Consider the following 21,906-nt stretch of genomic DNA (forward strand, 5'->3'; position numbering starts at 1 on the left):
TGGTCAGGTAGAACGAACGGTTGCCGCCGTGCCGGCGGCAACCGCCGCGGATCAGATCGAGAGGTGTTCGATGGCCGCGACGCTGCCCAGGCGGTCGCTGAGGCGCTTGAGCAACGCCAGGCGGTTGTTGCGCACGGCCAGGTCGTCGCTGTTGACCATCACGTCGACGAAGAACGCGTCGACCTGCGGACGCAGCGCCGCCAGGCGCGCCAGCACGGCGACGTAGTCGCGACGTTCGAGCAGCGGGTCGGTGTCGGCCACGGCCGAATCGACGGCTGCGGCGAGCGCGTGTTCGGCGTCTTCACTGAACAACGCCGGGTCGATGGCGCTGGGCACCACGCCTTCGACCTTCTTGAGGATGTTGCGACTGCGCTTGTTGGCTGCGGCCAAAGCGGCGGCTTCGGGGAGCTTGGCGAACTCGGCGATCGCGGTCAGGCGTGCGTCGAGGTCGGGCAGCGAATCGTGGGCGACGTTCTCGGCGGCATCGAACTGCGCGGCGGTGACGCCGCGGTCGGCGTAGTAGCCGCGCAGGCGGTCGTAGACGAACTGGCTGATGTCGTAGCTGCCCAGTTCGTCGTGCTTGACCGGTTGCAACGAGACGGCGCGCTCGACCAGTTCGTGCAGCAGCAGGTCGTGGCCGCCTTCGAGCAGCGTACGCGCCAGGCCCAGCGCATTGCGACGCAGGGCGAACGGGTCCTTGTTGCCGGTTGGCTTGAGGCCGGCGGCGAAACCGCCGGCCAGGGTGTCCAGGCGCTCGGAGATCGCAAGCACCTGGCCAAGCGTGCTGGGCGCGATCGCGTCGCCGGCGAACCGCGGCATGTAGGCCTCGTCCAGCGCGGCGGCGAGTTGGGTGCGTTGCTCGTACGGCAGCGCGGCCAGCGATTCGTCGGCCATCGCGTAGTAGCGGCCGGCGACGCCCTGCAGCTCAGGGAACTCATTGACCAGGCGCGACTGGAGGTCGGCCTTGGACAGCGCGGCCGCGCGGCGGGCGAGGGACGGTTCCACGCCGACCTGGGCGGCGATCGATTCGGCCAGCGCGGCCACGCGCGTCACCTTGTCGGCGACGCTGCCCAGCTTGGCCTGGTAGGTCACCGTGGCCAGGCCGGCGTCCATCGACACCAGACCCTGCTTCATGTCCTCGACGAAGAAGAACTTGGCATCGGCGAAGCGCGGGCGGATCACGCGCTCGTAGCCCTTGCGGACTTCGGATTCGTTTTTGGATTCGATGTTGGCAACGCCGATGAAGCGTTCGCTGAGCTTGCCTTCGGCGTCGAGCACCGGGAAGAACTTCTGGTTCGCTTCCATCGTGGCGATCAGCGCTTCCTGCGGCACCGCCAGGAACGTGCGTTCGAAGCCGCACGCAATCGCCTTGGGCCACTCGGTGAGGCCGTTGACCTCCTCCAGGATGCCGGCGTCGATGCGCGCGGTGCCTCCGCACGCGTCCGCGGCCGCTTCGACTTCGGCGACGATGCGTGCGCGGCGCTCTTCGGGGTCGACCAGCACGCAGGCCGCGCGCAGGGCTTCGTTGTAGTCGCCGGGCGCGCCGATCCACACCGGCTTGTCGTACATGAAGCGATGGCCGCGGCTCATGCGGTCGCCACGCACGCCCAGCACCTCGGCCTCGATCACGTCACCGCCCAGCAGCACCACCAGCCAGTGCACCGGCCGCGCGAAGCCGTACTCGTGCGCGCCCCAGCGCATCGGCTTGGGGATCGGCATCGCGGCGATCGCCTCGGCGATGACATCGCCCAACAGTGCCTTGGTCTGCGCGCCGGCGCGGCTGGCCCGGTGCACGAAGCGTTCGCCCTTGGCGTCGCTGGTCTTGTCGAGCGCCGTCCACTCAACGCCGGCCTTGGCGGCGAAACCCTGCAGCGCCTTGGTCGGATTGCCGTCGGCATCGAGGGCGATGTTGAGGTACGGCCCGAGCACTTCCGAGTGCTGTTCGGGTTGCTCGCTGGCCACGCCCGGCAGCAGCACCGCGAGGCGGCGCGGCGTGTACAGCGGGCGCGCGTCGCCGCGCTCGACCGCGATGCCGCGCTTGTCGAGGCCGGCGAGCACGCCGTCGAAGAACGCCTGGGCTAGGCCGTGCAGCGCCTTGACCGGCAATTCCTCGGTACCCAGTTCGATCAGCAGCGGCTTCATGTCGGTCATTGCCTGGTGTCTCTGACTTTTCTTCTCGTCCGAGAAGGTGCCCGTAGGGCGGATGGGGTGCGGCGCAGTGGTGCGGGTCGGGTGTCGATCGTCGGGCCTGGCGACGCGTCGCGGGTGTGATGCGCGACACGGTGCCGAACCCTGCCGCGCGCCCTCCCCACCGGGGAGGGCGTGTGGATCATGGCCTCACGCGGCCTGCGGTGCCTGCTTCAGGCCCGGGAAGCCGAGCTTCTCGCGCTGGGCGAAGTAGGCGCGGGCGACGCCCTGGGCGATCGTGCGCACGCGCAGGATGTAGCGCTGGCGTTCGGTCACTGAGATCGCGCGGCGCGCGTCGAGCAGGTTGAAGCAATGGCTGGCCTTGCAGACCTGCTCGTAGGCCGGCAGCGGCAGACCCAGCTCGGTAAGCCGGGCGGCTTCGACTTCGCATTCCTCGAAGCGCCGGAACAGCACGTCGACGTTGGCGTGCTCGAAGTTGTAGGTGCTCTGCTCGACTTCGTTCTGGTGGTAGACGTCGCGGTAGGTCACCGGCGTGCCGTCCGGGCCGTAGGTCCACACCAGGTCGAACACGTTGTCGACGTTCTGCAGGTACATGCACAGGCGTTCGAGACCGTAGGTGATCTCGCCCAGTACCGGCTTGCACTCGATGCCGCCGGCCTGCTGGAAGTAGGTGAACTGGGTGACTTCCATGCCGTTGAGCCAGACCTCCCAACCCAGGCCCCATGCGCCGAGCGTCGGCGACTCCCAGTTGTCCTCGACCAGCCGCAGATCGTGCACCAGCGGGTCCACGCCGAGCGCCTTGAGCGAGTCGAAGTACAGCTCGACGATGTTGTCGGGGCTGGGCTTCATCGCCACCTGGTACTGGTAGTAGCGCTGCAGGCGGTTGGGGTTCTCGCCGTAGCGGCCGTCGGTGGGTCGGCGGCAGGGCTGCACGTAGGCGGCGTTCCACGGCTCGGGGCCGAGCGCACGCAGGAACGTCGCCGGGTGGAAGGTGCCGGCGCCGACCTCGAGGTCGAGCGGCTGGATCAGCACGCAGCCCTGATCCGCCCAGAAGGCGTTCAGGCGCTGGATCAGTTCCTGGAAGGTCGGTGCGGTGGGCCGGGAATCGGGCATGCCGGAAGAGCCGTACACAGGGCGCGGTAGTATGCCAGCGCCAGGCGGGATCCCGCGCGCACCGAGGCACCCCGTGATGCAAGAACCCCGCGACGTCGTGCCAGAAGGTCCTGTGATCGGGGTCGCGAGCGCTGTCGGCAGCGCGCCCGCCGGCACGCCCGACGCGTCGCCCGATCGCGCGCCCGCGCACGCGCCCGCAGTGGCCCCGGCAGCTCCGTCGGCCACCCGCGCCCGCCTGTCCGGCGGGCGGCTGGGCTTCGAACAGGTCGTCGCGGCGCTGCTTTCCGATGGTCTGGTTGCGCCGGCCGACACCGAGCGGGCGCAGTTTGCCGCGCAGGGTTCGCGCGCCTCCAGCGACGTGCACCCGCTGGTGCTGGTGGCCAACCTCAAGCTGGCCGCCAGCCAGCCGGTCGGTACCCAGCTCGGCCTGGAGCGGTTGACCGAGTGGCTGGCGCAGCGCACCGACCACCGTTACCTGCGCATCGACCCGACCCGCGTCGACGTGGCCGCGGCGACGTCGATCGTTTCCCACGCGTACGCACGCCGCCACCGCATCCTGCCCCTGGCGGTGAGCAGCGCACGCCTGCTCATCGCGACCAGCGAGCCGACCGACCTGGCCTGGCTGCCCGACCTGGTGCACCTGAGCCGGCGCGAGATCGAGGTCGCGGTGGTCAACCCGCTCGACCTGCACCGCTACACGATGGAGTTCTACGAGGTCACCCGCTCGCTGCGGCACGCGCGTGATGGCCGCGAGCAGGGCACCGGGCTGCCGAGCTTCGAGCAGCTGGTCGAGCTGGGCCGGGTGGGCGAGCTGGGCGCCGACGACCACCACGTCGTCCACATCGTCGACTGGCTGCTGCAGTACGCCTACGAGCAGCGGGCGTCCGACATCCACCTCGAACCGCGACGCGATGCCGGACGCATCCGCTTCCGCATCGACGGCGTGTTGCACAAGGTGTTCGAGATGCCGCCGCCGGTGATGACCGCCGCGGTCAGCCGGATCAAGGTGCTCGGGCGCATGGACCTGGGCGAGCGTCGCCGCCCGCAGGACGGTCGCATCAAGACCCGCTCGCCGGGCGGGCGCGAGGTCGAGATGCGTCTGTCGACAATGCCGACCGCATTCGGCGAGAAGTGCGTGATGCGTATCTTCGATCCGGACGTCGCCCTCAAGCCGATCGAGGAGCTGGGTTTCAGCGCGGACGAGGCCGCCGGCTGGACGTCGCTGGTCGAGCGGCCGCACGGTATCGTGCTGGTCACCGGCCCGACCGGTTCGGGCAAGACCACCACCCTGTATTCCACCCTGAAGCGGCTGGCGACGCCCGACGTCAACGTCTGCAGCGTCGAAGACCCGATCGAGCTGATCGCGCCGGAGTTCAACCAGACCCAGGTGCAGCCGGCGATCGACCTGGATTTCGCCAGCGGCGTGCGGACCCTGCTGCGGCAGGACCCGGACATCATCATGATCGGCGAGATCCGCGACCTGGAAACCGCGCAGATGGCGGTGCAGGCCGCACTCACAGGCCACCTGGTGCTGTCGACCCTGCACACCAACGACGCGGCGTCGGCGATCACCCGCCTGCTCGATCTGGGCGTGCCGCATTACCTGATCGCCTCGACGCTGAACGGCGTGCTGGCGCAACGCCTGGTGCGCACGCTGTGCCCGCACTGCAAGCGCCCGGCCAAGCTGACCGAAGTGGAAGACGAGGGCGACTGGCAGCCGCTGCTCGGCGCGGGCGCGACGGGGCCGCAAGGCGCCGCGCTGCACGTCGCGCCGGGTTGCCTGGAATGCCGTCGCACCGGCTACCTCGGTCGCGTCGGTCTGTACGAACTGCTGCCACTGACCCCGTCGCTGCGCGCGCTGATCCGTGCCGACATGGACCTGGACGCCTTCGCCCGTGTCGCACGTGCCCAGGGCGTGCGCGGCCTGCGCGAGGCGGCGGCCGAAAAGGTCGCGCTGGGATTGACTACAATTGCCGAAGTCGTCTCCGTGCTGCCACCGTTGGAATGAACCTGAATCCCTTTCTGATCCTCGAGACCGGTCAGCCGGTTGCCTCGATGAGCCGCCATGGCGGTTTCCCCCACTGGATCCGCGTCGCCGCCGGACTGGAGCGCGACGACGCCGTCGTGGTCAACGTGCAGGCCGGCGAATCGCTGCCGTCGCGCGAAGGCTTCGCCGGCACGATCGTGACCGGCTCGGGCGCGATGGTCAGCGACCGCGAGGACTGGAGCGAACGCAGTGCCGGCTGGTTGCGCGACGCCGCGCACGCCGGCATGCCGGTGTTCGGCATCTGCTACGGCCACCAGCTGCTGGCGCACGCGCTCGGCGGCGAGGTGGGCAACCACCCGGGCGGTCGCGAAATGGGCACGGTCGAGCTCGACCTGCACCCGCAGGCGCGCCACGACCCGCTGTTCGGGCCGCTGCCCGACCGCTTCCACGCGCAGGCGACCCACCTGCAGACCGTGCTGCGCGCGCCCGACGGCGCCACCGTTCTGGCCGCGTCCTCGCACGACGCCTGCCACGCGTTCCGCTGGGGCGAAAGCGCGTGGGGCGTGCAGTTCCATCCCGAGTTCAGCGCCACGCACATGCGCGGCTACGTGCGTGCGCGCCAGGTCGCGTTGTCACGTGAAGGGCACGACGCCAAGGCGATACTGCGCAACGTCGGCGCCACGCCGCAGGCACGTCGCGTGCTGCGCCGCTTCGTGCACCACGTGCGTCACCTGCCGCGCTGAGCGCGGCTCCGCGCCGGCGACGCCGGCGTCGGACATTCCCAGGAAACAGCAACATGCAGATTCACAAGGTACCGGCGAGCCACGGTGCGCGCTGGTTCGTGCAGGCGGTCAACGTGGGTGCCCGCAACCCGCGCGCGGTGTTCGGCGCGGCGTTGCTGTTCGTGGCGACGTTGTACCTGCTGATGCTGGCGACGGCGGTCGTGGCGGCCATGTTCCTGGGCGCCGGAGCCGGTGGCGAACCGGACAAACAGCAGCTGATGATCGCGGCCGTGCCGGTCCTGGCGATCCTCCTGCTGGCGTTCCCGGTGCTGCTGGGCGGGCTGATGCACGTCATCGCCGAAGCCGAGGCCGGTCGCCCGGTGCGGCCGATCGATCTGTACGCGCCGTTCCGCCTTCGCAAGGCCGGCGCCCTGGCGGGGCTGGGCGGCGTGCAGGTGGTGTTGACCGTGCTCGGCGGGCTGGTGCTGGTGGCGCTGGCCGGCAGCGACTTCTACGTCGAGGCGATGCGGGCGGCACTCGAAGGGCGCGTCGTGGCGGGTGGCGAGCCCGACCATCCGGGCCTGATGCTGCTGTTCCAGGTGCTGTTCAACTACTTCGGCACCGCGTTGATGCTGCTGTGCGTGCCGCTGCTGATGTTCGGTGACGCCGGCCTGGGCGCGGCGCTGCGCACCGCCCTGCGCGCGGCGCTGGTCAATGCGCCGGCCTACCTGTTGCTGGGGTTGCTGTTCATGGCCGCGTTGTTTGTCTCGGCGCTGCTGGTAACGGCCGTCAACGCGCTGTTGCTCGCGGTGGGTGGCGCGGTGTTGGGCACCTTGCTGAGCGGCGCGCTGTCGTTCTTCTACGGTGCGGTGGTGTTGATGGTGCTGGTGGGCGCGACCCTGATGGCGTGGCGCGGCACGTTCCAGGGCAATGACGCCGCGCCGCCACCGGGCAACACCCTCCACGTCGAGGCTTGAGGAACTGCCGCACCGCGCGGCCCGTCGTGAGGCGGCGTGCGGGCGATGGCTGGCAACGCAGCCGCGGCTGAGGTCGAGCGTTGCGCCGAGTCGCGCCGCGCGCCCGGGTCAGCCGATCAGCGCCGACTCCAGGGCGAGCTGCCAGCGGGCGGCGACCGCGAACGACCACTTCAGCACCACCACGGCCTGCAGCGCCATGAACGCGGTCAGCCAGACCATGGCCCACAACGGCAGCCGGTTGCCCGGCCGGGTGCGCACCCGCGTCCCGGCCAGCAGGTCGTGCAACGCGAGGTGCTGCGGCGGCATCGCGGCCATGGCGTGGCCGGCGTTGAGCGTCAGCCACGACAGCGCACCCGCGCCGAAGCGCAGCAGCGACTGCACGGGCCGCAGGCGCCGGCCGCCGCGGCTTTCCACCCACAGGCCCAGCAGACGCTTGCCCGGGCTGGCCCGTCGGTGCGAGCACTCGAAGCCGACGTGGTACAGCGCGCCAAGCACCGTGAACATCAGGATCGGCGGCAGCAGCAGCTGCCAGATCGCGCTGCTCATTGCCGAGGTGGCCTGGGCCAGCAGCGGGTCGCCCAGCAGCAGCGGCAGCAGATCGGAAACGCCGGAGGCCTGTTCGACGGCGGCCTGCAGGGTCTGCGGCAGCGCTTCGCCGATGCGCTCGACGGCCGCGTCCAGACGCGCGAGGCCGGGCAACCACGAGCGCGCCGTGAGCAGCGCCGTGGCGACGCCGATCAGGGTCGCGTCCACCGACCAGGCGGCGCTGCGCAGCCAGAAGCTGGCGGCGACGCCGGCATCGCGGGTGCCGTCGACGGCCGCGCGGTTGATCGGCGCCCGATCGACCACGGGCGGGGTGGCGGTTCGGCTCATGCGGCCGGAAGGTCGGGTCGCGGCGCAAGCCAGCGCGCGGCGAGGATGCCCACCTCGTACAGCAGGCACATCGGCACGGCGAGCATCAGCTGCGAGACCACGTCGGGTGGCGTGATCACCGCCGCGACGATGAAGATGCCCACCACGGCGTAGCCGCGCGACTCGCGCAACTGGGCGGGCGTCACCCAGCCCAGCAGCACCAGGATCACCAGCGCAACGGGAAGTTCGAAACTCAGGCCGAACGCCACGAACAGCACCGCGACGAAATCCAGATAGCTGCTCGGGTCCGGCGTCACCGCGACGATGCCCGGCGTGAAGCGGATCAGGAAGTCGAACACCGCCGGCAGCACCAGGAAGAACGCAAACGCGCAGCCGATGTAGAACAGCGCCAGCGCCGACGCCAGCAACGGCAACGCCAGGCGCTTCTCGCGCTGGTACAGACCCGGCGCGACGAACGCCCACGCCTGGTAGAGCAACCACGGCATGGTGGTCAGCAGGGCCACCAGGAACACCATCTTGACCGGCGCGGAGAACGAGGAGGTGACCTCGCGCGCGACCAGCTGGGTGCCGGCCGGCAATTGCGCCAGCAGCGGCGCGGCCAGTCGTCCGTACAGGCGGCCGGCAAACGGCAGCAGCGCAACGAACACGATCAGCAGGCCGGCCAGGCCGCGCATCAGCCGCGCACGCAACTCCAGCAGGTGGTCGAGCAGACGCGGCTCGGTAGCATCTTCGGGTGAGGGATCGACGCTGTTCATCGCGGCGGGTTGTCGTTGGCGTCGGCGGCGGGTTGCGGCGGCTCGTTGCCGCCAGCGGGCGTGGCGTCAGCGCCGTGGCCCGAGTCGCTGCCGTCGCCCTCGACGCTGTCGCGCAACGCCTGGCCTTGCCGCTGCAGGCTGTCGCGCGCCTCGCGCAGCTCAGCCTGGGTGGCCTGCAGGCTGCGCTTGAGTTCGTCGGCGGCGAGTTCGTTCTCGAGTTCGGCCTTGACCGAGTACCACTGCGCCCGCGCGCGCCTCACCCACAGGCCCGCGAAGCGCGCGGCCTTGGGCAGTCGTTCGGGGCCGAGCACGACCAGTGCGACGAGCGCGACCACGAACAGCTCGGAAAAGCCGATGTCGAACATGGCGCGCCGCGTGCCGCCGGATCAGCGCGGCGTGCGTTCGTCGTCGCGCGGCGTGGTGCTGCGCTGGTCCTGGGGCGCGGCGTTGGCGTCGCGGGTTTCGTCGGACAGGCGCGCCGGCGGCTTGGTGTCGTCGTCCTGGATGCCCTTCTTGAAGCCCTTGACCGCTTCGCCCAGATCCTTGCCGACGCTGCCCAGGCGCTTGGTGCCGAACACCAGCACCACCACGACCAGCACGATCAGCCAGTGCCAAATACTCAAACCGCCCATGGGGACGCTCGTTGGTAAGGGGTGGTCAGGATACCGCAGCGCCCGTGTCGCCGCCGTTGCGGCGGTCACGGCACGCCATCGCCACCAGACCCGTTGGCGATGGCGCGACCCGGGCGGCGCGGGGCGCCCGGGCGGGCGCGTGGACGCGTGGACGCGGCGCGCCTTACGGCGTGGGCGGCAGCGGTTCGGCGTTGACCGGGTTTTCGACCGTCTCGAACGGCGCCGGGGCCGGATCCGTGGCAGCCGGGGTCCCGAGCGGCGCCGTGCTCGCTTCGGACGGGCTTGCCGGCGGCGGGCTCGCGGCGGCAGGTGTCGCAGCAACCGGCGTCCGCGCGTTGCCACCCGAGCGCGCGTTGCGGGCGGCAGCGCTGGCTTCCTCGAGACTGTCGCGGAAGTCGACCACCGACTCCGACGGCGCGCCGGCGGCGCGGCCTTCGAAGATCATCCGCGGCGTGGTGTCCTGGCCATACACCGCCTCATTGGCGGCGTCATCGATCGACAGCACCGCGCCATCGAGGGCGACGCCGGCGAACAGTCCGCGCGCGCGCGACCACGACCAGATCTCCGCCTTGAGCTGGCCGTCGGTGGCCGTGGCGGCATTGCGGCCGACCGGGCCGGCGGCGACGCCGGCGTCGGCGCCGAGCGTGATCTTGCCGTTGACGATTGAATCCAGGCCGCGGTCGCTGCGGAACACCAGCACCACGTCGGCCGATTGCACGCCGGCCTGGAAGCCGATGCTGCCGCCGGTCAGCTTGACGAAGCTCGGGTTCGACCACGTGCCGTCGGGGTTCTTGACCGAGACCAGGCCGTGCCCGCGGCGGCCGCCGAGCACCAGGCCGACCTTGAGCGTGTCGGGCACCACCACCACGGCGCGCGCTTCGTCGAGCAGGCGGTCGGGAATCGCGGATTCGGGGATGCGCTGGATGTCAGCCAGCACGCGCACCGCGTTGCGCGCACGTTCGTCCTCGACGGGGCCGGCGGTGGCGATGGCGGACGCGCTCAGGGCGAGCAGCAGCACGGACAGGCGCGAAGTGCGGAGGATCATGCGTGGGGACTCCTGCAAGGCAACGGGGGTTCGACCGCAGCGGTGGCGATCGGTTCGGCGGGCATTCTGGCCGAGGCCGGCGAGCCCGAGGCTAGTGATCGTGCAATGAATCCACTCGTAACCGCGGGAGTCCCGCCCCGGCGTTTGCAGACCGCCCGTGCCTTCACCGCAATCGAGGGGTGCTGGCCCGTACGGCGCGCGGGCGTCATCCTATCGGCATGCAAGCCAACGCCAGCACCGTCACCAGCACTCCCACCAGCACCCCCGCCGCGCCGGTCATCGCCAGCGACACCGCGCTGGTACTCGTCAACCTGGGAACCCCGGATGCGCCCACCGCGCCGGCGGTGCGCCGCTACCTGGGCGAATTCCTGCACGATCGCCGCGTGGTGTCGCTGACGCGCTGGCTGTGGTGCCCGTTGCTGCACTTCGGGATCCTGCCTTTGCGCAGCCCGAAGGTGGCCCGCAAGTACGCCAGCATCTGGATCGAAGGCGAGGACGGCGGCTCGCCGTTGGCCGTGTACACGCGGCGGTTGGCGCGCGCGGTGCAGGGGCAACTGCCGGGCCTGCGCGTGGTCGAGGCGATGCGCTACGGCAATCCATCGCTGGCCAAGGTGCTCGACGGCCTGCGCGAGCAGGGCATGGCGCGTGCGCTCGTGCTTCCGCTGTACCCGCAGTACTCCACGTCGACCACCGCCTCGGTCGGCGATGTACTGGCGCGCGGCCGTGGCCTGTCCACCCGCATGGTCGAGGACTACCACCTCGATGCCGGCTGGGTGGGCGCGGTTGCCGATTCGATCCGGACCGGGCGAGCGGGCGATGCCGCACCCTCGGCGCGCCACCTGCTGTTCTCGTTCCATGGCCTGCCGCAGCGCTTCGCCGACCAGGGCGACCCCTACCCACAGCAGTGCGAGGCCGGCGCGCGCGCGATCGCCGCCGCACTGGGCCTGGCCGACGATGCCTGGACACTGGCCTACCAGTCGCGGTTTGGCCGCGAGAAGTGGCTGGAGCCATCGACATCGGCCACGCTGTCCGCGCTGGCCGCCCGCGGCGTGCGCGAGGTCGACGTGGTCGCGCCGGGCTTCGCGGTGGACTGCCTGGAAACCCTGGAGGAGGTTGCGATGATGCTGGCCGAGGACTTCGCCCGGCACGGCGGCAGGCTGCGCTACATCCCCTGCCTCAATGACGGCGTGCCGCACGCCCGGGCGTTGGCGGCGATTGCCACCCGCGCCCTGGAGCGCTGGCCGTGAGCGCGCCGATGCGCGACTTCGTCGTCGATACCGGTTTCGGCCGAATGGCCGGCCTGCGCGGCGGCAGCGGCCGCCGGGTGCTCGCGCTGCACGGCTGGCTGGACAACGCGGCCAGCTTCGTCCCGCTGCAGCCGCTGCTGGAAGGCGTCGAGCTGGTTGCCGTGGACCTGCCCGGCCACGGGGCCAGCGCCCACCTGCCGCACGCGGCCGAGTTCACGATGGTCTCCGCGGCGCGCGCCTGCTTCGAGGTGGCCGACGCGCTGGGTTGGGAGCGGTTCGACGTGCTGGGCCATTCGCTGGGCGCCTCGATTGCCAGCGTGATGGCCGCGGCGTGCCCGCACCGCATCGAGCGCCTGTGCGCGATCGAGGCGCTGGGCGCATTGGTCGAAGCCGAGGAACGCAGCGCCGAGCGCCTGCGCACGGGTTTCGCAGCGCAGGCGGCCATCGGCAGCAAGCAGCTGCGGGTGTTCGACGACATCGCCACTGCGGTGCGTGCGCGCATGCAGGCCAACGGTCTGTCCGAGCCGGTCGCGCGCCTGCTGGTCGAGCGCGGCATCGCACCGGTGCGTGGCGAGAACGACAGCCGCGGGTTCAGCTGGCGCAGCGATCCGCGCCTGACCACGCCGACCCTGGTGCGCATGAGCGAGGGCCAGGTGCGCGACCTGCTGCGCGGCATCCAGTGCCCGGTGCGGGTGGTCTATGCCACACCGGCACAGTCGTATTTCCCGGAGCCGTTGCGCAGCGAGCGCGTGGCCCAAATCGCGCAGGCCGAACTGGTGGTGCTGGACGGCAGCCACCACCTGCACATGGAAGACCCGGTCGCGGTGGCGGCGGCAATCGGCACGTTCCTGAGCGACGGATTCCCGAGCGACTGAGCGGGGTGCCCGCGACCGGTCCTGAGTAAACGCCACGGCTCGCCGCACGCCGGCCGGGCGCGGCAATGCCAGGCGCACCCCGAACCGGTCCCGCTAGCGCCCTGCGACCATCATCCCCGGCACCGCCAGGGGGTGGGCCGTCCACAGGCGCATGCGCACCTCGACCGTATTGCCAGTGCCCCCGGCCAGGGTCAGCACCGCGCTGCGACCGGGTTTGGCGTAGGCCAGTACGTAGACGTCCGCGCCCTGCTGGAACGCGATCACCGGCGTCCAGCCGTTGCTGCGCATGGTGGCGCGCGCCTCCTCGCGCATCCGCCACGCCGCGCCCACCGCGCGCAGCCGGACGAACTGCGCGCCGTCGCGGTGCGTGACGTTCCTCGGGCCGGGCTGGACGGGCAGGTAGATGTCGCCGGCGATGGCACTGGTCTGCTGGATGTTCGGCTGGGCGACGATGACGCCCGGTTCCCGGGGTTTGCCGAAGCTGATCCGGTCGCCGGTGTTGTCGATGCGTTCGTGGGAGGTGTCGACGACCACCTTGGCCAGGTCGCGGCTGATGGCCTCGTCGACCCGGCGGCAGCCACCGCCAACGATCAGGACCGCAGCCGACATCGCTGCGATTACGCACAATCGCACCTGGTCGGTGGTGTGCATGGTCGATCCGATCCGGCGTTGGCCGGCCTGGTGCCGGGCGTTTGCCGGCGTGCCCAATAGAACGCGTGTCCCGCCCGGGGAAGGTCACCTTATGGTGAGAGCAATGCGCGCAGCGTCGCCTTGAGGCGACGGCCCTCTGCTCGGAACCAGTCGCGCTCTTCGCGCCAGTGCGGACAGCGTGCTTCAACCTCGCGCCAGAACGCGCGGGAGTGGTCGGCGTGCAGCAGGTGACACAACTCGTGCACCAGCACGTACTCGAACGCCGACGGTCGCGCCAGCACCAGCGCCAGGTCCAGGGTCATGGCGCCGTCGGGCGCCAGCGAGCCCCACAGCGAGCTCATGACCTTGAAGCGCAGCCGCGACGGGGCGCGCGGCAGTTCCGGCAGGTACCGGGGCAGCCAGCGGCCGACATCGGCACGCGCCTGAGCCTCGTAGAAGTCGCGCAGCGCGGAGGCGATCGCGGTGTGGCCGGCACGCGCAGGCAGCGACAGCTGCAATCCGCCCTCGCTGTCGTCGTCGAACTGCAGCCGCGTGTAGCGGCCTTCGGCCCAGCGCAGCGGCAGGGTCGCCCCGCGCAAAGGCAACCGGTCGGTCTGGTCGCGCACCAGGGCCGGCATGGCCTCGACGGCATGCCGGTCGAGCTGCTGCGCCAGCCAGTCGCGGTGCTCGTCGACGAAGCGTTCGCCCGCGACCAGGCTGGCGCGGCGCGGCAGGGTCAGGCGCGCGCCGCGCTCGTCGACCGACAGACGGATGCGCCTGGCGCGCGGGTCGCGCACGCGTTGCACCTCGATGGTGCGCCCGTCGGCCAGCTGCAACGCGAACGCATCGCGCTCGATCGCTGGCGGCTTGGGTGACAGCAGGCGGAACGGATTCATGCCCGGACCATTCTAAGCAGCCCAGCTCGCGGCAAGCCCGCTGCCGGCAGATGCGCTGCCGGCAGGGCCGCCGCGAAGACGCGCGCCGTCAGCCTTCGACCTTGCTGAGCTTCAGGGCGCCTTCGAGCACGGTGAACAGACGCTTGACCTCGCCGGCCATCAGCACGAAACGGGCATCGAGTTCGGCGCGCAGGTCATCGCGCTCGGTGTTTTCCAGCTCGTCCACGGCGCCGTCGAGCAGCTTGAACTTGCGGATGATCAGGTCCTCGCCGAGCACGAAGCTGACGTGGTCGTCCAGCGTCAGTGCCAGGCGCGTGACCTGCTTGCCGGACTCCAGGTGCTTGTTGATCTCGTCGCCCTGCAGCTCCATGCGCTGGCACTTGACCACCGCGCCCTGCTCCATCGGGTCGCGCAGCTCGCACTCGTCGCCGATGGCGAGGCCTTCCGGCAGCGGTTCGCCCGCCAGCCAGCCGGTCATCACCGAACGCGGCGCGATTTCGGCGTTGAGCGGCAGCGCCGGGAAGCTGCCCAGCGCGCGGCGGATCTCGCTGGCGACGTTCTCGGCGCTCTTTCGGCTGCTGCTGTCCACCACCAGGATCCCGTGGCCGAGATCGATGATCGCGTCGGTACGGCTGGGCTTGACGAACGCGCGCGGCAACAGCTCGGTGATCAGGTCGTCCTTGAGCCGTTTGCGGGTGCGACCGCCGGGCTTGCGGCCTTCCTTCTGCTCGATCTCGTCGAGCTTCTTCTGCAGCATGTCGTTGACCACCGCGCCCGGCAGCAGGCGGTCTTCGCCGCCGACGGTCAGCCACAGCGCGTCGCCCTTGCGGTTGCACAGCAGTTCCGCGTCGCGCCCCCAGGGGGAGATGAAACCGCGACTGGACAGCTCCAGCGGGCCGACCGGCTTGAGCTGGCATTCGGTCAGGCCGGTATCGAGATCGTCGAACTTGGTGGTGGGCGGAAAGCGGAACAACGTCAGGTTGCGAAAGAACATCGAGAATCCTGCAATGGAGCGAAATGGGCTCAGGCGAGGTCGTGGTCGCTGGCGGGCGTGGCCAGCGCGGCTGCGGCGGCGTCGCCGCGCAGTGCATCCAGGCCGAGGAAGTCGAACAGTTTTGGATCGCTGAGCTGTGACGGACGGATGTCGCCCAGCGCCCGGGCGATGATTTCCAGGCGCCCCGGCGTCTCGCGTTCCCACGCGTCCATCATCCGCTTGACCTGCTTGCGCTGCAGGTTCTCCTGCGAGCCGCACAGGTTGCACGGGATGATCGGGAACTGCTTGATCGCCGCGTACTGGCTGATGTCGTCCTCGCGGACGTAGGCCAGCGGACGGATCACCACGTGGCGGCCGTCGTCGCTGAGCAGCTTGGGTGGCATGCCGCTGAGCTTGGCGTGGAAGAACAGGTTGAGGAAGAACGTCGCGACCAGGTCGTCGCGGTGGTGGCCCAGCGCGATCTTGGTGAAGCCCTCGGCGACCGCATACGAGTACAGGGCGCCACGGCGCAGCCGCGAACACAGCGAGCACATCGTCTTGCCTTCCGGCACCACCCGCGTGACCACCGAGTAGGTGTCCTGCTCGAGGATGTGGAACGGCACGCCAATGGATTGCAGGTACTGCGGCAGCACGTGTTCGGGAAAGTCGGGTTGCTTCTGGTCGAGGTTCACGGCAACCAGCTCGAACTTCACCGGCGCCTTCTTCTGCAACTGCAGCAGCACGTCGAGCATCGTGTAGCTGTCCTTGCCGCCGGACAGGCACACCATCACCTTGTCGCCGTCTTCGATCATGCCGAAATCCGCGATCGCCTGTCCGACCTGGTGGCGCAGCCGGCTGGCGAGTTTTTCGCCATCGACGCCGCTGCCATGGCTGGGGAGGCGCACGCGCGGCGCGGGCTCGGCAAGCGGCAGCGCTTCGGCGCGCGCGCTGGAGACGTGGGGCAACGGGGGCAGAGGGGTGCTCATCAGACCGGCCATTCTACGGGAGCGACGCGGTTCGACCCGCGACCGCGGCACGCGGGCGGAGCACGGCCGGGGCCGGCGGGGTTCCTGAATGCGCGCGCGATGCGCCACCCGTGCCCGCGACGACCGCTGCCCGGTGGCGGTGCGCCATGCGACGGTGTCGCGTGCGTTCGCCGCGCGGTAAGCTCGTGGCGATGATCGAAAGCGCCGATCCCATCCTGATTGCACGACGCCTGGCCGAGTTGCGGGTCGAACACCGCGACCTGGATGCCGCGATCGCACGTTTCCCGGTGCTTCGCGATCCCGACGACCTGGCGCTCAAGCGGCTCAAGAAGCGCAAGTTGCTGCTCAAGGACTGCATCGCGCGCCTCGAGAGCGCCCTGATCCCCGACGAACCGGCCTGATCCGTCCGCGCCCCGGCACGGCCGCGGGCATCGTGGCGACCACGCGCCGCGGCCGGGTGCGCGTCCAGATTTCGTGTGCCGGTGCCGCCGGCGAAACGCCACCTCACGGGCTCCCGGGTCGATTCGCCCCCGGGTGGGGCGGTGCGAGATTCGTTGACCTATTCCGTGCCGTTGCGTCGTTTGCCTTGTCCGCGTAGGTCCGGATTGTCCGGACAAGGATGCAAGGCCATGGACGCGACACTGTTTCCCGGTAGCCAAACCTCAATGCACCTGACCGCCACGTGCGGACTTCCCTCCCGAACCCTGCTCACCGCCGCAATCGGCGGCCTGGCCCTCACACTGGGGCTGTTCTCAACCCAAGCCGTTGCCGCGCCGCCAACCAAGGCCGCGATGGACGCAGCCATGGCATCGCCCGTCGGGCATTTCGACCAGTTCATCGTCAAGTTCCGTGCGGGCAGTGCCGAGGCCCGCGACGCACGCATGCTGGACAACCGCATTTCGGCCATGGTGACGCGCGCCGGCCTGGTCCAGGCCTCCGCACAGGGGTCGACGCCGGCGCTGTCGGCGCGCTCCTTGCGTCGCCTGGCCGTCGGTGCCGACGTCATCAACGTGGGCCGCAAGCTCAGCACCGCCGAGACCGCCGCATTGCTGCGCGCGATGCGCTCGGATCCCAGCGTCGAGTACGCCGAGATCGACCGCATGTTGCAACCTACTTTCGTGCCCAATGACCCGGCGTGGCCCAGCATGTGGGGCCTCAACGGCAGTGCCGGCATCCGCGCGGCCACGGCCTGGGATGTCAGTTCGACCAACGGCCTGAACGAGGTCGTCGCGGTGATCGATACCGGCCGCACGTCGCACTCCGATCTCAACTCCAACCTGGTGGCGGGTTACGACTTCATCAGCAACGCCGCCAATGCCCGCGACGGCAACGGCCGCGACGGCATCTCGATCGACCAGGGCGACTGGAACACCGTCGCCGCCGACTGCCAGGTGCGCAATTCGAGCTGGCATGGCACCCACGTCTCCGGCACGGTCGCCGCGCGCACCCACAACGCGCTGGGCGTGTCGGGCATCGCGTTCCGCGGCAAGGTGCAGCCAGTGCGTGTGCTCGGTCGCTGCGGCGGCACCTTCTCCGACATCTCCGACGCGGTGATCTGGGCGTCGGGCGGCACCGTGGCGGGGGTTCCGGCCAATGCCACGCCGGCCAAAGTCCTCAACCTCAGCCTCGGCGGTGGAGGTGCCTGTCCGGCGGTGATGCAGGCGGCGATCAACTCGGCCCGTTCGCGCGGCGCCACGGTGGTCATCGCGGCCGGCAACGATGCCAGCGACGTCGTGAACTTCACGCCCGCCAACTGCGTTGGCGTGGTCGCGGTCGGGGCAATCGGCAGCACCGGCGCGCGGGCCTCGTTCTCGAACTTCGGCGCGTTGGTCGACCTGGCCGCGCCGGGCGTGGGCATCGCGTCGACGCTCAATACCGGCACCACCGTGCCTGCGGCTGAGAGCTACGCAAACTACAACGGCACCTCGATGGCGACCCCGCACGTTGCCGGCGTGGTCGCGATGATGCGTTCGGCATCGCCGGTGAGCCGTACGCCGAGCGAGATCGAGGAGATGCTGAAGTTGAGCGCGCGTCCGTTCATCGCCAGCTGCGTGGGTTGCGGCGCCGGCATGCTCACCGCCGACGACGCGGTCTCCCTGGCGAAGAACGGCATGCCGATCGCAGTCGCCAACAACACCCTGTTGACGGGTCTGTCGGGCGCGGCCGGATCGGTGCGTCGCTATCGCATCTATGCACCGCTCCACGCACGCAACCTGACCGTGCGGCTCAGCGGCGGCATCGGCAACCCCGACGAGTACGTGCGCTTCAACAAGTTGCCCAGTCCGACCGCGTTCCATTGCCGTCCGGCACTGCCTGCCGGGTCGACCGAGACCTGCCTGTTTGCCACGCCGGCGCAGGGCTACTGGTACGTCGACGTGCGGGGAAACACCGCCTACAGCGGCGCCAGCCTGTTGTTCCGCTATGAACCGGCGTTCTTCTCCAACGCGACCGATTTCCTGATCAACGATCTGTCCGCGGCGATCAGCACGATTCCGGTGGCCCGCAGCGGCAGCGCCCCGGCCACGCTCAAGGTCAACGTGGTGATCCGCCACACGTTCGTCGGTGACCTGATCGTGCGGTTGCAGGCGCCCGACGGCACCACCTACATGCTGCACAACCGCGAGCTGGGGGGGCAGGACGACCTGATCAAGACCTACACCGTCGACGCGTCGTCCGAACTGGCAAACGGGACGTGGCGGCTGGTGGTCACCGACAACGCCGCCCAGGACACCGGCAAGATCGACAGCTGGAGTCTGCAGTTCTGATACGGACGTCGCAGGGGCGCAGGGATGCGCCACGAGGCGAGCGCCGCGCCGTCGCGCGGCCTCGCCACTCCAGCAGGCAAGGGCAGGCTTTCGATCCCGGCGAGGACGCCGGGATCGACAAGCGGACACGGCACGGCGCCACGCGGCGCCGCTTTTGCGTCAGGCCTTGGGTTCGGTGGGAGTGTCGGCCGCCGCGGGCGCCGCGGCCGACCCGTTGCCGTCGCCTGATCGCGCCGCTTCGGGGCTGACCTTCTCGATGGTGTGACGCAGCTCGCGACCGAGGATGAACTTGGCGTCGCGCGCCCAGGCTTCCAGGCGGCTGTCGAACGTCAGCTTGCCGTTCGCGTCCGGCCACACCAGTTTCAGTTCGCGCATCTTCTGGATGAAGCCCCGGAACAGCGTCTTGTCGAAGAACTCCGGCGCGGCAGGCGCGTACAACAGGCTCAGGCGCTGCGCGGCCAGCTGGCACAGGGTTTCAAGTTCGCCGGCGCTGAGCGTGCCGGCGCCGTTCTTCACCAGGACCGAGGTCGCGATGTAGTAGCGCTCGAACGCCTGCTGCAGCGAATGGCCGATCGCCCGCAGGCGGAACACCTCGTCGGTCTGCCCGGCGTTGCGGGCCAGGATGCCGCCATCGTCCTCGCTGACGCGTTCGAGCAGGCCTTCACGGACGAACACGTCGATGGTGCGAGACAGGCGCTCGACGAATTCGTCCTCGCTCCACGGCAGGAACAGCTCGGCCTGCAGGAACGGGTACACGCTGCGACCCAGGCGCAGCACGCTGACCACGCCCATGCGGCGGTTGTTCTGGAAGCAGCAGGCGATCCACGACGCCGCAGTGAACAGATGCAGCACGTTGTTGCGGAAGTAGCTCAGCAGCACCGCCTTCTCGCCGGCCACGCCGAGCACGTCGCCCAGCGGGTGCGGCACGCGGGTGAGCACGCCGATCTCCTCACCGTGGGCCACGATTTCGGCCGGCGCGTGCGGCGTGACGGTGACGCGATCGGAGTAAGGCACGTCGGCGAGCAGCGTCTTGGAGAGCGTGATCTGCGCCAGCAGGTCGGCTTCGCCCATCGCGTGCTTGGGCGTGGAAAGCAACGCCAGCGCGAGCAGGTTGATCGGATTGACGTCGGCGGCGCGATTGACGTTGACCTGGATACGTTGCGCGAGGGCGCTGACGGTCTCGCCCAGCCAGGCCGGCTTCGCGTCCTCGGGCACGGGCGTGCCGTTCCAGTCGGGCGCGTGCTCGCCGAGCACCTCGCCCAGGCGGATCGGCTCGCCGAAGTTGACCACCACCTGGCCATAGTTGCTGCGCAGCACCTTGGGGATGCCGAACAGCAGTTTCCAGATCGATTCCTTTTCCTTGGGCTTGCCGGTCAATTCGTCGAGGTAGCTGTTGCCCTCCATGAGCTTCTCGTAGCCGATGTAGACCGGTTGGAACATCACCGGACGCGTGGGCTGGCGCAGGAACGCGCGCACGGTCATCGCCAGGGTTCCGCCCTTGGGCGGCAGCAGCCGGCCGGTGCGCGAGCGTCCGCCTTCGATGAAGTACTCGATCGAGTAGCCGCCCGAGACCAGCTGCGCCATGTACTCGGAGAACACCGCCGAGTACAGCGCGCTGCCGCGGATGCTGCGGCGGATGAAGAACGCGCCGCCCTTGCGCAGGATCGTGCCGATCACCGGCAGGTTGAGGTTGATGCCCGCCACGATGTGCGGCGGCACGATGCCGCGCGCGTACAGCAGGTAGCTCAGCAGCAGGTAGTCCATGTGGCTGCGGTGGCAGGGCACGTAGACGACTTCGAATCCGGGCGCGTCCTGCTTGAGGCGGTCCAGGTGGTGCACCAGCACGCCGCGGTAGATGCGGTTCCACACCGGCGTCAGCAGGAAGCTCACCGAACGCACCACCGGGTGCGAATAGTCGGCGGCAATCTCGTAGGCGTAGCCGTGCGCCTTCTTCCAGGCCTCGGCCGGCGAGCTCTTGTCGCGGCGCGCCTGGTCGGAAATGGCGTCCTTGACCGTCTCGGCAGCAAGCACCTGGTCGACCAGCAATCGACGGGTCGACAGATCCGGACCGATCACCGCCGCGCGGATTCGCCGGAAGTGCGTTCGCAGCACGCGCGACAGCTTGCGCACGGTGCGCTCGGGCGGCAGGCCTTCGTTGACGATCTCGCGCAGGCTGACCGGTGGCGCGAAACGCACCAGCGTGTCCCGGCCATTGAGGGCGATGGCCATGATCCGGCGGAAGCGGCCGACCAGCGTCCAGTTTTCTGAGAACAGCACCGAGAACCAGCCGCTGCTCTTGTCCGGAGCGCGGCCGACGAAGATCGACACCGGCACCAGTTGCACGTCCAGCGCCGGGTCGACGCGATGGGCGTCCAGCAGGCGCGCCAGCGAGCCCGAATGGGTCTTCGCCGACGGCACCTGGGGAGTCAGGGACGGCAGCGGCGGCAGTGCGCTGACGTTGCGCCGCGACAGGGCAACGTAGGCGCGCTTGCGACCGAGCGGGTCGCCGGGCAAGGGCTGCAGCGGCGACGGCAGGCCGGTCTCGCGGCAGGCACGTTCGAGGATCAGGGCATTGCTGAGGCCGTAGTCCTCCAGCACATAGCAGACCGGCCGGCCGTTCCATTCCGGCACATGGTCGACGGGGCTTTCCGGTTCGACGGTCAGGGTGACCCACGGCGCCATCACCCGGCCGAGCAGTCGCGCCCACCACGGTGGCCTCACGGCCGGCACGCGTGCGTCGGGGGACTCGACTGGCGCCGACGCCGCGATCGGCAGTGCCGCCTGGACGGGTGCGTGGTCGTGGTCGCCGTCGGGCCGGTTGACGTCATGTGGGGTGACGTCATGTCGATCGACCTCCGTCGGATCGGTGTCGATGGCGGCCTCGGTGTCCGGCACGCTGGCCCGCGCCGCGATGTCACTGGGCAGCGGCTGTGCGTCGTCGGCGACGTCGTGGGCAGGCGGCTCGGTGGCGACGGTGGCGACGGTGGCGCTCGCATCGGCGCGCACGTCCGCGTCGGCGCGCGCACGATCGGCGGACGGGATGGCTTCGTTGGCGACGGCCTCCGGCGCGAGGGCGTCGGGCGCGTCAGCGGTCGATGGCTCGCTCATCGGAGCCTCGTTGGCAGGGGCCTCGCTCGAAGCCTCGCTGGTCGGGGCAGCGGCCGGCTCCGTGGCTGCATCAGCCTCGGGCACCGACGGATCGACCGTGGCGGGGGTGGGGCTCGCCGCGGCGGCTTCGGGGAACGGCAGGGGTGTCTGTTTCGGCATCCGCGCCATTATGCC

The 21,906-nt window shown here is 70.0% G+C and carries 18 protein-coding genes and 1 pseudogene; 7 read left to right on the forward strand and 12 right to left on the reverse strand.

Features of this window, described 5'->3' with window-relative positions; translation table 11 throughout:
• Nucleotides 1-51: 51 nt before the first annotated feature.
• Together glyS and glyQ are read right to left on the reverse strand one after the other, a co-directional pair.
• The gene (gene glyS / locus EER27_RS10330; protein ID WP_123088017.1) at nucleotides 52-2,151 is read right to left on the reverse strand and encodes a glycine--tRNA ligase subunit beta; all 2,100 of its coding nucleotides are present in this window, start codon (nucleotides 2,149-2,151) and stop codon (nucleotides 52-54) included.
• Between the two features lie 186 nt (nucleotides 2,152-2,337).
• Nucleotides 2,338-3,261, reverse strand: coding sequence for a glycine--tRNA ligase subunit alpha (gene glyQ / locus EER27_RS10335; RefSeq protein ID WP_123088176.1), 924 nt, complete (start codon nucleotides 3,259-3,261; stop codon nucleotides 2,338-2,340).
• 76 nt (nucleotides 3,262-3,337) lie between these two features.
• On the opposite strand from glyQ, the gene EER27_RS10340 reads away from it, so the two are divergent.
• The 3 genes from EER27_RS10340 to EER27_RS10350 are packed head-to-tail and all read left to right on the forward strand — an operon-like array spanning nucleotide 3,338 to nucleotide 6,947.
• Nucleotides 3,338-5,269, forward strand: coding sequence for a GspE/PulE family protein (locus tag EER27_RS10340; RefSeq protein WP_123088018.1), 1,932 nt, complete (start codon nucleotides 3,338-3,340; stop codon nucleotides 5,267-5,269).
• The gene (locus tag EER27_RS10345) at nucleotides 5,266-5,991 is read left to right on the forward strand and encodes a glutamine amidotransferase (protein ID WP_123088019.1); all 726 of its coding nucleotides are present in this window, start codon (nucleotides 5,266-5,268) and stop codon (nucleotides 5,989-5,991) included. The genes EER27_RS10340 and EER27_RS10345 overlap by 4 nt, the downstream gene beginning before the upstream one ends.
• A gap of 53 nt (nucleotides 5,992-6,044) precedes the next feature.
• Nucleotides 6,045-6,947 (forward strand): hypothetical protein, encoded by a 903-nt coding sequence (locus EER27_RS10350; RefSeq protein ID WP_123088020.1) that lies wholly within the window; start codon nucleotides 6,045-6,047, stop codon nucleotides 6,945-6,947.
• 108 nt (nucleotides 6,948-7,055) lie between these two features.
• On the opposite strand, the gene EER27_RS10355 is transcribed toward EER27_RS10350, so the two are convergent.
• From EER27_RS10355 to EER27_RS10375, 5 genes and pseudogenes are all read right to left on the reverse strand, one after another.
• Complete coding sequence (locus EER27_RS10355) at nucleotides 7,056-7,820, reverse strand: RDD family protein (RefSeq protein ID WP_123088021.1); 765 nt, start codon at nucleotides 7,818-7,820, stop codon at nucleotides 7,056-7,058.
• A complete protein-coding gene (gene tatC, locus EER27_RS10360; RefSeq protein WP_123088022.1) occupies nucleotides 7,817-8,575 on the reverse strand; it encodes a twin-arginine translocase subunit TatC in 759 nt (252 codons plus the stop codon). The genes EER27_RS10355 and tatC overlap by 4 nt, the downstream gene beginning before the upstream one ends.
• Nucleotides 8,576-8,670: 95 nt before the next feature.
• Nucleotides 8,671-8,940, reverse strand: a pseudogene (gene tatB / locus EER27_RS10365) (Sec-independent protein translocase protein TatB); the annotation flags it as partial.
• Nucleotides 8,941-8,961: 21 nt separating this feature from the next.
• Entirely contained in the window at nucleotides 8,962-9,207 is a 246-nt protein-coding gene (tatA, locus tag EER27_RS10370; RefSeq protein WP_123088024.1) for a Sec-independent protein translocase subunit TatA, read from the reverse strand.
• A gap of 163 nt (nucleotides 9,208-9,370) precedes the next feature.
• Nucleotides 9,371-10,249 carry a lipid-binding SYLF domain-containing protein gene (locus tag EER27_RS10375; RefSeq protein WP_190285751.1) on the reverse strand — a complete coding sequence of 293 codons (879 nt, stop codon included), beginning with the start codon at nucleotides 10,247-10,249 and terminating at the stop codon, nucleotides 9,371-9,373.
• A 221-nt stretch (nucleotides 10,250-10,470) separates the two neighbouring features.
• Here EER27_RS10375 and hemH point away from each other — a divergent pair, with 221 nt between their 5' ends.
• Both hemH and EER27_RS10385 read left to right on the forward strand, forming a co-directional pair.
• Nucleotides 10,471-11,499 (forward strand): ferrochelatase, encoded by a 1,029-nt coding sequence (gene hemH / locus EER27_RS10380; protein WP_123088026.1) that lies wholly within the window; start codon nucleotides 10,471-10,473, stop codon nucleotides 11,497-11,499.
• A gap of 8 nt (nucleotides 11,500-11,507) precedes the next feature.
• Nucleotides 11,508-12,374 (forward strand): alpha/beta fold hydrolase, encoded by an 867-nt coding sequence (locus EER27_RS10385; protein WP_123088177.1) that lies wholly within the window; start codon nucleotides 11,508-11,510, stop codon nucleotides 12,372-12,374.
• 93 nt (nucleotides 12,375-12,467) lie between these two features.
• Here EER27_RS10385 and EER27_RS10390 read toward each other — a convergent pair whose 3' ends face one another.
• The 4 genes from EER27_RS10390 to ttcA all read right to left on the reverse strand — a co-directional run bounded on the left by EER27_RS10390 (nucleotide 12,468) and on the right by ttcA (nucleotide 15,859).
• Nucleotides 12,468-13,025 (reverse strand): hypothetical protein, encoded by a 558-nt coding sequence (locus EER27_RS10390; RefSeq protein WP_123088027.1) that lies wholly within the window; start codon nucleotides 13,023-13,025, stop codon nucleotides 12,468-12,470.
• 89 nt (nucleotides 13,026-13,114) lie between these two features.
• Nucleotides 13,115-13,900, reverse strand: a complete 786-nt coding sequence (locus EER27_RS10395) for a M48 family metallopeptidase (protein ID WP_123088028.1) — start codon at nucleotides 13,898-13,900, stop codon at nucleotides 13,115-13,117.
• Nucleotides 13,901-13,988: 88 nt separating this feature from the next.
• The gene (locus EER27_RS10400) at nucleotides 13,989-14,894 is read right to left on the reverse strand and encodes a recombination-associated protein RdgC (protein WP_123088029.1); all 906 of its coding nucleotides are present in this window, start codon (nucleotides 14,892-14,894) and stop codon (nucleotides 13,989-13,991) included.
• 29 nt (nucleotides 14,895-14,923) lie between these two features.
• A complete protein-coding gene (gene ttcA, locus EER27_RS10405) occupies nucleotides 14,924-15,859 on the reverse strand; it encodes a tRNA 2-thiocytidine(32) synthetase TtcA (protein WP_223807273.1) in 936 nt (311 codons plus the stop codon).
• Between the two features lie 191 nt (nucleotides 15,860-16,050).
• Between ttcA and EER27_RS10410 the strand changes: the two genes are divergently transcribed.
• Entirely contained in the window at nucleotides 16,051-16,260 is a 210-nt protein-coding gene (locus EER27_RS10410; protein WP_123088031.1) for a YdcH family protein, read from the forward strand.
• Nucleotides 16,261-16,662: 402 nt separating this feature from the next.
• Entirely contained in the window at nucleotides 16,663-18,624 is a 1,962-nt protein-coding gene (locus EER27_RS10415; protein ID WP_223807274.1) for a S8 family serine peptidase, read from the forward strand.
• A 159-nt stretch (nucleotides 18,625-18,783) separates the two neighbouring features.
• On the opposite strand, the gene plsB is transcribed toward EER27_RS10415, so the two are convergent.
• The gene (gene plsB / locus EER27_RS10420) at nucleotides 18,784-21,732 is read right to left on the reverse strand and encodes a glycerol-3-phosphate 1-O-acyltransferase PlsB (protein ID WP_425480833.1); all 2,949 of its coding nucleotides are present in this window, start codon (nucleotides 21,730-21,732) and stop codon (nucleotides 18,784-18,786) included.
• Nucleotides 21,733-21,906: the final 174 nt, after the last annotated feature.

This window comes from Montanilutibacter psychrotolerans (assembly GCF_003719825.1).
Taxonomy (GTDB): Bacteria; Pseudomonadota; Gammaproteobacteria; order Xanthomonadales; family Xanthomonadaceae; genus Montanilutibacter; species Montanilutibacter psychrotolerans.

Excerpts from the sequence above, each read along its gene's own strand:
- glyS (WP_123088017.1), bottom strand. The coding sequence starts at position 2,151 with ATGACCGACATGAAGCCGCTGCTGATCGAACTGGGTACCGAGGAATTG.
- glyQ (WP_123088176.1), bottom strand. The coding sequence starts at position 3,261 with ATGCCCGATTCCCGGCCCACCGCACCGACCTTCCAGGAACTGATCCAG.
- EER27_RS10340 (WP_123088018.1), top strand. The coding sequence starts at position 3,338 with ATGCAAGAACCCCGCGACGTCGTGCCAGAAGGTCCTGTGATCGGGGTC.
- EER27_RS10345 (WP_123088019.1), top strand. The coding sequence starts at position 5,266 with ATGAACCTGAATCCCTTTCTGATCCTCGAGACCGGTCAGCCGGTTGCC.
- EER27_RS10350 (WP_123088020.1), top strand. The coding sequence starts at position 6,045 with ATGCAGATTCACAAGGTACCGGCGAGCCACGGTGCGCGCTGGTTCGTG.
- EER27_RS10355 (WP_123088021.1), bottom strand. The coding sequence starts at position 7,820 with ATGAGCCGAACCGCCACCCCGCCCGTGGTCGATCGGGCGCCGATCAAC.
- tatC (WP_123088022.1), bottom strand. The coding sequence starts at position 8,575 with ATGAACAGCGTCGATCCCTCACCCGAAGATGCTACCGAGCCGCGTCTG.
- tatA (WP_123088024.1), bottom strand. The coding sequence starts at position 9,207 with ATGGGCGGTTTGAGTATTTGGCACTGGCTGATCGTGCTGGTCGTGGTG.
- hemH (WP_123088026.1), top strand. The coding sequence starts at position 10,471 with ATGCAAGCCAACGCCAGCACCGTCACCAGCACTCCCACCAGCACCCCC.
- EER27_RS10385 (WP_123088177.1), top strand. The coding sequence starts at position 11,508 with ATGCGCGACTTCGTCGTCGATACCGGTTTCGGCCGAATGGCCGGCCTG.
- EER27_RS10390 (WP_123088027.1), bottom strand. The coding sequence starts at position 13,025 with ATGCACACCACCGACCAGGTGCGATTGTGCGTAATCGCAGCGATGTCG.
- EER27_RS10395 (WP_123088028.1), bottom strand. The coding sequence starts at position 13,900 with ATGAATCCGTTCCGCCTGCTGTCACCCAAGCCGCCAGCGATCGAGCGC.
- EER27_RS10400 (WP_123088029.1), bottom strand. The coding sequence starts at position 14,894 with ATGTTCTTTCGCAACCTGACGTTGTTCCGCTTTCCGCCCACCACCAAG.
- ttcA (WP_223807273.1), bottom strand. The coding sequence starts at position 15,859 with ATGAGCACCCCTCTGCCCCCGTTGCCCCACGTCTCCAGCGCGCGCGCC.
- EER27_RS10410 (WP_123088031.1), top strand. The coding sequence starts at position 16,051 with ATGATCGAAAGCGCCGATCCCATCCTGATTGCACGACGCCTGGCCGAG.
- EER27_RS10415 (WP_223807274.1), top strand. The coding sequence starts at position 16,663 with ATGGCATCGCCCGTCGGGCATTTCGACCAGTTCATCGTCAAGTTCCGT.
- plsB (WP_425480833.1), bottom strand. The coding sequence starts at position 21,732 with ATGAGCGAGCCATCGACCGCTGACGCGCCCGACGCCCTCGCGCCGGAG.